General features: G+C 37.6%; 7 protein-coding genes and 2 pseudogenes. 7 read left to right on the forward strand and 2 right to left on the reverse strand.

Features of this window, described 5'->3' with window-relative positions; translation table 11 throughout:
* Positions 1 to 152 (reverse strand): annotated as a pseudogene (locus I8752_RS36375) (IS701 family transposase); the annotation flags it as partial.
* A gap of 190 nt (positions 153 to 342) precedes the next feature.
* Here I8752_RS36375 and I8752_RS36380 point away from each other — a divergent pair.
* The 7 genes from I8752_RS36380 (at position 343) to I8752_RS36410 (ending at position 10741) form a co-directional block, all read left to right on the forward strand.
* Complete coding sequence (locus I8752_RS36380; RefSeq protein WP_214436992.1) at positions 343 to 2754, forward strand: Mu transposase C-terminal domain-containing protein; 2412 nt, start codon at positions 343 to 345, stop codon at positions 2752 to 2754.
* Complete coding sequence (locus I8752_RS36385) at positions 2754 to 3899, forward strand: ATP-binding protein (RefSeq protein WP_214436993.1); 1146 nt, start codon at positions 2754 to 2756, stop codon at positions 3897 to 3899. The genes I8752_RS36380 and I8752_RS36385 overlap by 1 nt, the downstream gene beginning before the upstream one ends.
* 2 nt (positions 3900 to 3901) lie before the next feature.
* Positions 3902 to 5467 (forward strand): TniQ family protein, encoded by a 1566-nt coding sequence (locus I8752_RS36390; RefSeq protein ID WP_214436994.1) that lies wholly within the window; start codon positions 3902 to 3904, stop codon positions 5465 to 5467.
* Positions 5468 to 5585: 118 nt separating this feature from the next.
* Positions 5586 to 6944, forward strand: a complete 1359-nt coding sequence (locus tag I8752_RS36395; protein WP_214436995.1) for a helix-turn-helix domain-containing protein — start codon at positions 5586 to 5588, stop codon at positions 6942 to 6944.
* Positions 6945 to 7343: 399 nt separating this feature from the next.
* Positions 7344 to 9248, forward strand: coding sequence for a Mu transposase C-terminal domain-containing protein (locus I8752_RS36400; protein ID WP_214436996.1), 1905 nt, complete (start codon positions 7344 to 7346; stop codon positions 9246 to 9248).
* Positions 9249 to 9253: 5 nt separating this feature from the next.
* Positions 9254 to 10174: an ATP-binding protein gene (locus I8752_RS36405; protein WP_214436997.1), complete on the forward strand. Its 921-nt coding sequence runs from the start codon at positions 9254 to 9256 to the stop codon at positions 10172 to 10174.
* A 54-nt stretch (positions 10175 to 10228) separates the two neighbouring features.
* A complete protein-coding gene (locus I8752_RS36410; RefSeq protein WP_214436998.1) occupies positions 10229 to 10741 on the forward strand; it encodes a TniQ family protein in 513 nt (170 codons plus the stop codon).
* 338 nt (positions 10742 to 11079) lie between these two features.
* On the opposite strand, the pseudogene I8752_RS36415 reads toward I8752_RS36410, so the two are convergent.
* Positions 11080 to 11413 (reverse strand): annotated as a pseudogene (locus I8752_RS36415) (hypothetical protein); the annotation flags it as partial.

The following is an 11413-nucleotide window of genomic DNA, read 5'->3' on the forward strand; positions in this document are numbered from 1 at the left end:
GAAATTATCCCTAAATGTAAATATTTGAAGCATTCATAATTTCTTACTTCTTTAAACAGGTCTTTGTACTCTGCACAATATGCATCTACGAGCGCAACTGTTGGCTGGGCATCCCTTGGCAGATGTTTCAGGATTTGTAATTCTACATCCATTGCTCTACTTACCTTGTAGAGTTCTATTTTTCCTTTATTCTATTCATTCTATCCGGAAAGTGACAGAAGAGGGGTATATTTAGACTACCTAAGTAAAAAAGGCCGGCGAAATTACCACAGTCATACACCTGATTTTTTTGTAATCCGAGAAAATTCGGCGGGTTGGGAAGAGTGTAAAACAGAAAAGGATTTGTTAAAAATAGCCCAAGATAGCCCAAACCGCTGGCAGCGAGAAGATAATGGCAAATGGCGTTGTCCACCAGCGGAAGAATATGCTTCTCAATATAATCTTTACTACACTGTTTGCTCCTCAGCTGAAATCAACTCTGTTTTTGTACGGAACTTTGTTTGGCTAGAAGACTACTTCCAAAAAGAACAGCTTCAAGTCGAGGAAAGTGTAACTTCTGCGATATTAACTACTGTTAAAGACCAACCAGGAATTAATCTATCCCAAATAATTCAACAGGTTGAAGAAGCAAGTATTGATGATTTAAATATCTTAATTGCTACAAATCAGGTATACGTTGACCTTGGTAACAGTTTCTTGGGGCAGCCTGAACAAGTAGAAGTTTTTCTCTCTGAAGAGGAAGCATTTACCCATGCACAGATAACTAAGATTTCTGCACCAATAGAGGCTCGTAAAATTCAAGGTCTTAACATTACTGTTGGTACAGCTATTAATTGGGATGGTATCACTTGGAAAATAGTCAATACAGGTGATAAATCGATTGCTTTACTTAGAGATGATGAAAATTTGATTGAGCTGCCAAACAGTACTTTTGAGCATTTATTTAAAGAAGGCAAGATTACAGGTCTTTCTGAACATGAGGAATCAAGTATGAATTCTCTAGTTGAAGAAGTCCTCAAAAAAGCAAGTCAACAAGACATAACAAAAGCCAATAATCGTTATAAAAATATCGAGTCATTTTTGAATGGAACTACTTCGACAAAACCAAATCGCACTCAAAGGCGTTGGATTGCCAGCTACCGAAAAGCTGAAAAAGTCTATGGCAGGGGTTTTATAGGGCTATTTCCTAAACATAAAGATAAAGGCTGGCACAGACAAGGCATTCCAGAAGAAATGCGAAAGTTGATGGAAGAACATATAAGTGACGACTATGAAAATCAAAAACAACCCTCTATTCGTCACGCTTATTATTCCTTCAGAGAATCTTGTAAACAACAGGGATATAAGCCTCCCAGTCAAGAAACTTATCGCCAAGCAGTAAGAAATCGTCCTCTTCATCAACAAATTCAAAAACGTATAAGTGATCGCGCTGCATATAAAGAAGAACCTTTCTATTGGTATTTGTATCAGGAAGAAACGCCTGTTCATGGCGATCGTCCCTTTGAAATTGGTCATATCGACCACACAGAAGCAGATACTGAACTGATCTGTTCAATTATGTTAAGCCTTGGCATTAATTGCAGTTCTATAAAAGATAACGCCAACCTTGGGAAAGCTTGGGTCACTCTGCTAGTAGACACTTATACGCGGAGAACATTAGCAATTTATATGACTTTTGACCCACCCAGCTACCACTCTGACATGATGGTTCTAAGAATTTGTGTCCAAAAATACGGACGGCTTCCCCAAATAATCGTGATAGATGGTGGCCCTGACTTTAGAGGTACTTACTTTGAAACTCTCCTTGCTTACTTCAAAATTACCAAGAAGGAAAGACCAAAAGCCAAGCCTAGACATGGTTCAGTGATTGAATCTTTCTTTGGGGTTGCTGATAAAGAGTTTTGGCACAACCTGAAGGGTAACACCCAGATTATGAAAAATGTCCGTCAAGTTACTAAAGGGGTAAACCCCAAAAACCATGCAGTTTGGACTCTCTCCAAGCTATACACCTACTTCTGTGAATACTGCTATGAAATTTACGACACTTGTCCCCACCCAGCTTTGAAAATGACTCCTCGTGAAGCTTTCAATCTGGGTATGGCACGTAGTGGTCTTCGAGAACATATGCTTATTAGTGAAAAAGAGTTCAATTTTCTAGGATTGCCATCACCTAAAGAAAGAGAAGGTAAAAGACAAGTCACGCAGGAAGGAGTAAAAATTAACTACCTTTACTATTGGCATCCCTCTTTTACTAGGATTAGAAACGCTTGTATAGAAGTTAAATATGACCCATTTGATATCACAGTAGCTTATGCGTATTTTGATGGAGAGTGGAATAAATGTCACTCACGTTATCTACGTGAACTTCAGGGTCATTCAGAACGAGAATTGATGATTGCAGCAACGGAATTAAAAAAGCTTAACCAACTTCAAAATAAAACTTTCAATGATATTACAGGTAAAAAACTAGCTGAGTTTTTTACCCGCATTGAGATGGAAGAAGCTGCCCTGACTCCTGCTTGGCGTAATGCAAAAAAGTCCATACAAACTCAACGGCAAAAGGATGCTGAACTTAAGCAAGTCCACGCACAATTAGAAGGAAAATTTATTGAGCATGAGCAGCATGATTTATTGAGTATTGAAGCCACAGTTGCACTTTCAACAGCAACAGTGGCAGAGCAATTAATAACAACATTAATACCAAAATTTGAAGACGATATAGAGGAAATTTATGAACCTTTAGAGGAGTGGTAATGTCAAGTCCGTCTAGTTTTCCTTCTGAATTATTAGAATCGCCAACAGAGAAGCGGCTTAATTTTTTTAAAAATCCTGATATAACATTTATCCACCGCAATCTAAAAATTGCTTTTCAAAAAACTCAACGTATTATTCTTGAACCTGCTGGTGCTTCCATTATCTTAGTAATTGGGCCTTCTGGTGTTGGTAAATCAACTTTACTACGCTTACTCTACAAAAAGATTATTGAAGAGAGTACTGCAAAGATGGAAAGAAATCCAGGTTGGATTCCTATGGTTTGCGTTGAAGCCCGTGCACCAGGAAAAGGAACTTTTAGGTGGAAAAGCTTTTACGAAATTATTTTGAAAGCTGTAGATGAACCAGAAATCCAACAAAAAATTAAATACGACGATAATGGAATTCGTCGAGATAGCGATGGCAAGCTTGTTATTACTACAAGAAGAACAACAGAAGATGCCCTCCGATTAGCGATGGAGAAAGCGTTGATCTATCGTAAACCCTACACTTTGGCAGTTGATGAATTTCAGCATATTGGCAAGATGGCTGGAGTAGAGCTTTTACAAGCTCATATGGATTGTGTAAAGTCAGCCGTCAATATTACTAAAGTTCCTTGGACTGGGTTTGGTACATATCAGCTACTTGACTTTGTTGAATTGAGTACACAATTAAGCAGACGTACCAAGATTATTCATTTTCCACGTTATAGTCTTGAGTTCGATGAAGATATTAAAGAGTTCAAAAGAATACTGGAGTATCTCCAGCATCGAATGGCATTTTCAGAAACACCTCCTTTAAGACAAAAATACTGGGAGTTTTGTTACGAACGTAGTATTGGAACTATTGGTACTCTCAAAGATTGGCTGGCAGAAGCCTATGACCTTGCCCTCAGCGAAAATGCAAAAACTTTGAGTCTTGAACATCTGAAAGAAACAGCCAAGAAAGATTATGAGTGTGAAAATATGGCTTTAGAAGCCATAAAAGGGGAGGAAAAACTTAATGACAGCAAACAGAAAAGTAATAATTTACGTATTATTTTGGGTTTGGAAAAAGGCAAAAATCAAAAATCAGAAACTTCTAAATTTGGAAGAAATACAAACCCATTTAAACGTAATCCTAAACGGGATAGAATTGGAGGTCAATAAGTATGATTAGTGAAGATTTACAATCCCTAGAATTGTGTAATTTACAAGAAATAACGATTCCTCCACGTTCCCGTCTTTACCATTTAAAGCCTATTGGGATTGGAACACCTTATGTAGAAAGTCTAACAGGCTATATTGCTAGATTAGCTGAAGAACATTGTCTCTCTACAGGAATATTATTTTTAAGTGAAATTGCATCATTCCTGAAAGAAGGATACATATTCAAAGGCAAGGAAGGAGGTTTAGACCAAATTTTTGCTAATCAGACAAAAGCTCTGAATGGAATGGGGAAATGGGTTATAAATCTTATTAAAGCCCTCGAAGCGCTAACTTTGTGTAATGACTTGCGTTTCATGACAATGCTTACTTGGGGGCAAGTATTACCTAATAGAAACTTGCTACGGTCTGTAAAAGCTTGGTGTCCAAACTGTTATGAACACTGGCGTACAACTAATCAGATAGTCTATGAGCCACTTCTTTGGTCACTAAATGAGGTGAATATTTGTCCACATCACTATCTGTATCTCTGTACGCAATGTCCACATTGTTCCAAAGAAAATAGGCTACTAGCTTGGCGTTCAAGGCCAGGTTATTGTTCAAAATGTGGAGGGTGGCTTGGTAGCTCTTCAAATATTGAATTAGTCAATAATGTAAAAATCAGCCAAACTGAACTCAACTGGCAGACTTGGGTTACCAGCAACCTTGGAGATTTACTTGCCGCTACGCCAAATTTATATCCGCCGACCCAAGAAAAGATTTCTCAAAGTCTTTCTACTTATGTCAATGTTTTTGCAAATGGGAACATAGCTTTATTTGCTCAAAAGGTTGGTATGGGAAAAGTGCAAACTCATAGATGGTGTACAGGAAAAAGCCTACCTACAATCGATGCACTTTTACTAATTTGTTTTCAGCTTAATATTTCGCTTCTAGATTGTTTCACTAAAGGGGAAAATATAAATTCAATAAGTTTAATCATTAAAAATCAAAGTCTCCCAACTAGGAAACCAAGAGAGCCTCACAAACAGTTATATACCCAAAATGAAATAATACATATTTTAAAAACTGCGCTTTCGACTAACCCACCACCATCATTAGTAGAAATTACAGAAAATCTGGGATATAAAAAAACTTCTATCTTGTATTATCATTCTTCAGATTTATGCAAAGCCATAAAAGCACGATATACTGAATACAAAAAAGCTGAAAAGATAAAAAAGATACAAATTTTGTTGGAGCCTGTAATAGAAAGTGAAGAGTACCCTCCACTCTCTATGCAGGAAGTAACTCAACAACTTGGTATTAGCTTACCTTCTCTTAAAAAATATTTTCCAGAAATATGTCGTGCTATTTCAGAACGATATGCGAATTACTGCAAAGAAAAGTCAAACCAACGGGTTGAAATACTCACTCAGGAAATTCGGCAGGTTGCTTTTAAGCTACATTCAGAAGGAATAGAACCAACTGCTAGCCGCATTTCAGCACATTTGAGTAAACCTGGAGTGATTCTTCAAAAGAAGGCTATCGCAGCAGTACAGGCAGTGCGCTGCGAACTTGGTTGGGAAAAATAATTTACTTTGCAGATACAAGTAGGCATTAATAAACTATAGACATACAAATGAAACCATTTTTGATGCAGTATAGCCAGTAAAGATTCACTGATGATTAATCAGTTTAGGAGTAAAATTGTTGGATACAAATGATTTATATAACTTAAAAGAGCCATCAACCCCACTGCGTAGCCGCCTGTACCACATAGAACCTATTGGTATTGGAACTTCACTAGTAGAAAGTTTGACTAGTTACATTGCTCGCTTGGCAGAAGCTCATTGCTTATTTCCAGGAGTGTTACTGGAAAGAGAATTAGCTCCAATTTTAAATAAGGCTTATGGAAGTACAAATCTAGATAAGATATATCCTTTTACAGGAGCATTAAATGGTACAGGTGTTATGGCTGCTGACCTAATTCAAGCCATCCAAAAGTTGACCCTTAGTAATAATCTTCAGTTTTTAACATTAATAACTTGGTCTAAAGTCTTTCCATTTAGAAATTTGCTTTGTTCTGCTCGTGCTTGGTGTCCTTACTGTTATCAGGACAATTATATAAAAAGTCAAATAGTTTATGAGCCTTTACTTTGGTCATTAAATGTAGTAAAAATTTGCCTACATCATAAGCAAAAATTATACTACAATTGTCATCATTGCCATCAGAAAAATTACGTCTTAGCTTGGAAATCCCGCCCTGGTTACTGCTCAAAATGCTTAAGGTGGCTTGGTTTGCCTTTTGATGCTCAGCTAAGTGATCGTAAGGATTCAAATGAAGATGAGCTAAAGTTTGAGATTTGGACTGCTAAAACTGTGGGAGATTTACTTGCTAAATCTCCATATTTAACATTTGCACCATTAAAAGAAAACATAGCTAAATCGCTATGTGCTTATGTAAGCAAAGTTGCTGAGGGAAATATAGCTGAATTTGCGCGACAACTTCAAATACCAAGAAATACTGTGTGGCTTTGGTGTAAAGGACAGAATTTACCTTCAATAAATACACTTTTGTACATTTGTTACTGTCTCAAAATATCACTACTGGATTTTTTCAAACTTGAAGAGGATTTAGTAAATTCTCCTCAAAGCTTGCGATTACCTGTACCTCAAATGAAATCCAGTCGTAGATTAGCTATCAAACGTTTTGATGCTGATAAAGTAAAACAAAACTTAGAAGCAGTACTTGAGAGTCATGAGTGTCCTGCACCATCAATGGAAGAGGTAGCTAGGCGTTTGAAATGTGATAGAAGAACTATTCTTAGGCACTTTCCTGATTTATGCCATGCAATCTCGGCTCGATACCTCAACGCCAAAAAAGCAACATTTGAGCAAAACATAGAGCAGTCTTGTAAAGAAATTCGATATATCACTCAGAAACTTCACAATCAGGGAATATATCCCTCGGAAAAACGTGTATCAGAACAAATGACTATGCCAGGATACCTAAGATATCCAAAAGTTCGTTTGGCGTTGCAGGAAATACGATGTCAATTAGGTAAGTAGATAGCTTACTTTATTTAAGTAAAAATACTTACTTTGCTTATAGCTATCTTTTTCCTTTTTACTAACTGACCTTTGTATGCAACAATTGACAAGCATAAGTTGTCCCTTGAGAATGACAAGCTTAAAGTGACCACTTTGGACAACTTATGCTTGTTGTCGCAAAAGAGAATGGGGAAGGCACAGGGTGTGAGGAATGGTGTCCATTAAATAATTATTGTCCAATTTAAATAATTATTGTCATCTTTATATTGAAGAGTAATAATCGCTAAAAGCTCTATTTATCGCAGCTTTTGGCGATTTTGTTATTAAATCACTCAATTACAAATTTTTAAATTAAATGATGTCATAAATGATATAAACTTTTAAAGTAAATAATGACATATTTTTTGAGAGCAGTATATGCCCATAAAGCTTACGAGTAAAGCCTTTGCAGTGTTGGAGACTGAGGAAGTAGCAAAAACTGAGGAAGAACAAATAACGCACTTGCTTGTTAATGAAGATTTACCAGATTATCTAAACAAGGTGGAATTAATCGACGCTATTCGTCAAGCACCTAACAAAGCAGCTCGTAGGGATGCGATCGCAGATGCCGCGAAAGCTTTGGGTAAAAGTACTCGAACTATTAAACGCATGATAGAGAAAGTTGAACAGGTAGGGGTTGCAACTCTAGCTGTTGGACGTAAGGATAAGGGACAATATCGTATTTCCAAGCAGTGGCATGATTTTATTGTCAGCCTTCATGAATGGGGTAACAGAGAAGGTTCTCGAATAAATCACAATCAGATTTTTGGCTATTTAAAAGCTTTAGCCTCCCAAGGACAAAAGCTGCAACAACAGAAATATGATGAAAAATTTAAGGGATACTCTCAGGTGCGGGAGGATTTGATAGCAGGAAAGTATCCTTCTCATGTCACTGTTTATAAGGTAATAAATTCCCATTTAGAAGAAAAACATAAAACTGTTCGCCATCCCGGTTCACCGATAGAAGGACAAATTATTCAAACAACAGAAGGTATTTTAGAAATTACCCGCAGTAACCAAATTTGGCAGATAGACCATACTAAATTAGATATTTTGTTAGTTGATGAGAAAGATAAACAAGTTATTGGTCGTCCATACATCACATTGGTGATGGATAGCTATTCTGGTTGTGTCACAGGATTTCATTTAGGTTTTGAAGCTGCTGGCTCACATGAAGTTGGTTTGTCCCTGCGTCATGCAATTCTGCCAAAGCACTATGGGACAGAATACGAGCTTCAAGAAACATGGGAGATTTGTGGAATACCTGAATATGTAGTGACAGACCGTGCAAAGGAATTTAAGTCAGAACATTTAAAACAAATTTCACTACAATTGGATTTTACACGGCGTTTACGTGCTTTTCCCCAAGCTGGTGGTTTAATTGAATCGATATTTGACAAGATTAATAAAGAAATTTTGTCATTATATGGTGGATACACTGGTTCTAGCGTTGAGGAACGTCCTCCAGAAGCTGAAAGGACTGCTTGTATAACGCTAGATCAGCTAGAGAAAATATTAGTCAGATATTTTGTAGACCACTACAACCATCATGATTATCCAAGGGTAAAAAATCAAAAACGTATTGAGCGGTGGAAATCAGGTTTTTTACTAGAAGAACCTGAACTTCTCGATGAACGTGAACTAGATATTTGTTTAATGAAAATTGCCATACGCAATATAGAAAAGTATGGTTCTGTGAATTTCCTTGGTTGGGTGTATCAAGGAGATTGCTTGTTAGATTATGCAGGAAAGCAAGTTTCTTTAAGATACGATAAGCGTAATATTACAACTGTTCTTGCTTATACTCGCCCTGTTAACGGTGAACCAGGAGAGTTTATTGGTGTTATACAAGCTAGGGATTGTGAACGAGAAAGAATGTCTCTAGCTGAATTAAATTACATCAAGAAAAAATTGCGTAATCAAGGTAAAGAAGTTGATAACTCTTCTATTTTGAATGAGCGACTATCTAGATTTGATGATGTTGAGCAAACTCGTAAGGAGAGACGCAGAGAACGCCGTAAGAAAGCTCAAAAAGAACATGAAGTTAAAACTAACAAATCAAAAGTGGTCGAATTATTTCCAGAAAATGATGCCCCAGAAGAAGTTACAATTTTACAAGAAAGTTTGATTAATACTGCCTTTGACGCAAATTCACAAAACATTGTAAATTCAAAAGATAAGCAAGTTCCACAGAATAAACCTGATACCAGTCAAACATCTAAAGTTAGAAGACCTAGAGTAAGTGTGAAAGATTGGAATCAATTTATGAAAGATAATTGGTAAGCGCAATGTCAGAGACAAACTTAGCCCATGCCAATCTAGAAGTCCAGCAGCAGTCTAATGTAGGTTTTCAACCTGCTGAGGAACAGAGGCGATCGCCGCAATTACAAGCTGAGGTTGAGCGGATTGGTAAGGCTAACACGTATTTTGCTCTAGACCGTGATACGGAATTGTTTGACTGGCTTGATGATCAGCGTGATGCAAAACTCTGTGGTTATGTGACATCTGCTACGGGTTCTGGCTTATTAAAAGCCTGTCAACTGTACAGGACGCAATATGTAAAACGAAGAGGAACGTTGTTGGAAATTCCAGCAACTGTCATTTACGCTGAAATTGAGCAGCATGGTGGCCCAACGGATTTGTATTGTTCCATTCTGGAAGAAATAGGTCATCCACTTGCTAATGTTGGCGCATTAAGAGATTTGCGATCGCGTGCCTGGGGTACTCTTAAAGCATACGGTGTAAAGTTACTCGTGATCGGTAATGCAGATTATCTAACATTAGAAGCGTTTAACGAGCTAATTGACGTTTTCACAAAACTCAGAATCCCAGTTATTTTGGTTGGGACTTACTATTTGAGTGAGAATATTCTGGAACGGAAAAGTCTACCATACGTGCGTGTTCATGACTCATTTTTAGAGTCATACGAGTTTCCGAATTTAACTGAACAAGAAATAATTGAGGTTGTGGACGATTGGGAAACAAAATTTCTGCCAGAAAATGGTCGATTAAACCTTCCGCAAATTGAGAGTGCAATTTCTTATTTGCGGCTAAAGTCTGCTGGACTGATTGAGCCTTTGTATGATTTGCTTCGGAAAATAGCAATCTTGAAACTAGATGAGCCAAATTTTGAACTGAATCAAGCTAATCTAACTAAGAAATTTGGTAGACGTAAGGAACCGAAAGTTAAGTTTAAACGGAAAAGCTGAACTAGCTTATTTGCTTTAGGTTTAAGTTTTAATGCAAATTCTGAACCAGAAGTTATGGAGCCAGAAGCGGTTCATAATCCACCTTGGTATCTTGAACCCCAGGAAGGGGAAAGTATCAGCCACTATTTTGGTAGATTTAGGCGACACGAAGCTGTTTGCGTATCATCGCCTGGAACTTTAAGTAAAGCCGCAGGAATTGGCCCAGTATTAGCAAGGTGGGAGAAATTTCGGTTTAATCCGTTTCCCAGTCAAAAGGAATTAGAAGCTATTGGTAAATTAATTGGCTTGGATGCAGACCGAATTGCTCAAATGCTTCCACCCAAGGGTGAAAAAATGAAACTGGAACCAATACGCTTGTGTGCTGCCTGTTATGCAGAGCAACGATACCATCGATTGGAGTGGCAATTTCAATCCACAGTGGGGTGCGATCGCCATCAGCTACGTTTGCTTTCAGAATGCCCCTTTTGCAAAGAGCATTTTGCTATTCCAGCGTTCTGGAAAGAGGGAGAATGTAATAAATGTCATGCCCCTTTTAGAAGGATGAAAAAGCGGCAAAAAGCTTATTAGGTAATTATTTGTATTGAACTTTTCTTGCTTTCTTGCTTTAACTAACCGGGAGTGCAAGCTAACAAATAAATTCACCAATAGCAGCAGATGAGAGAACTATATCTAGTATGGAACAGCTATCAATTGCTGGGACTCCTTGTCTGTTGCGCTAGCATGACTATAACAACATTAAATACGTATAATCACTTATAAAATTACTAATATAATGTAAAAAACAGTATTTTAACTGCTTGTAAGAGAGCTTTGACGCTCATACTATGTAGCAGAGTACATATAAATCTCTACATAATGCTTACTTAGATTTGCTGTGACACTCATAGCGGCTCTGACTTTTCCCGTTAAGTCTGTTTTGCAAGCTGCCAGCCCTCACAGAGGTCGTGTAATTTTAACCAACCTCGCCACAGTACTTGAATACCAATGGGTGTTTTACTTCGATGTTCTAAGTAGCCACCAAGACGAGCAACGGCTTCAACAGCCCAGCTAACTGTTAGTACTTTGGGAAGTTTGGGGGACTTAGCTTTTAAAATCTTAAGTTCAAGGGGGTTAAGAATCTCAATGGCAGGAGAGTCGGGTTGAGTACGGTGTAGATAAGTTAGTTGCAACAGTTCTACCGCAATCACACTCAAGAAACCAATGAGAGCCTTCATCCCATCAGCAGCAAGTCTGTATCTG

It is taken from the genome of Dendronalium phyllosphericum CENA369 (assembly GCF_016056275.1).
Taxonomy (GTDB): domain Bacteria; phylum Cyanobacteriota; class Cyanobacteriia; order Cyanobacteriales; family Nostocaceae; genus Dendronalium; species Dendronalium phyllosphericum.

Bases quoted from the DNA above. Each gene is read 5' to 3' on its own strand.
- I8752_RS36385 (WP_214436993.1), top strand. From the start codon at position 2,754: ATGTCAAGTCCGTCTAGTTTTCCTTCTGAATTATTAGAATCGCCAACA.
- I8752_RS36405 (WP_214436997.1), top strand. From the start codon at position 9,254: ATGTCAGAGACAAACTTAGCCCATGCCAATCTAGAAGTCCAGCAGCAG.
- I8752_RS36400 (WP_214436996.1), top strand. From the start codon at position 7,344: ATGCCCATAAAGCTTACGAGTAAAGCCTTTGCAGTGTTGGAGACTGAG.
- I8752_RS36410 (WP_214436998.1), top strand. From the start codon at position 10,229: ATGGAGCCAGAAGCGGTTCATAATCCACCTTGGTATCTTGAACCCCAG.
- I8752_RS36390 (WP_214436994.1), top strand. From the start codon at position 3,902: ATGATTAGTGAAGATTTACAATCCCTAGAATTGTGTAATTTACAAGAA.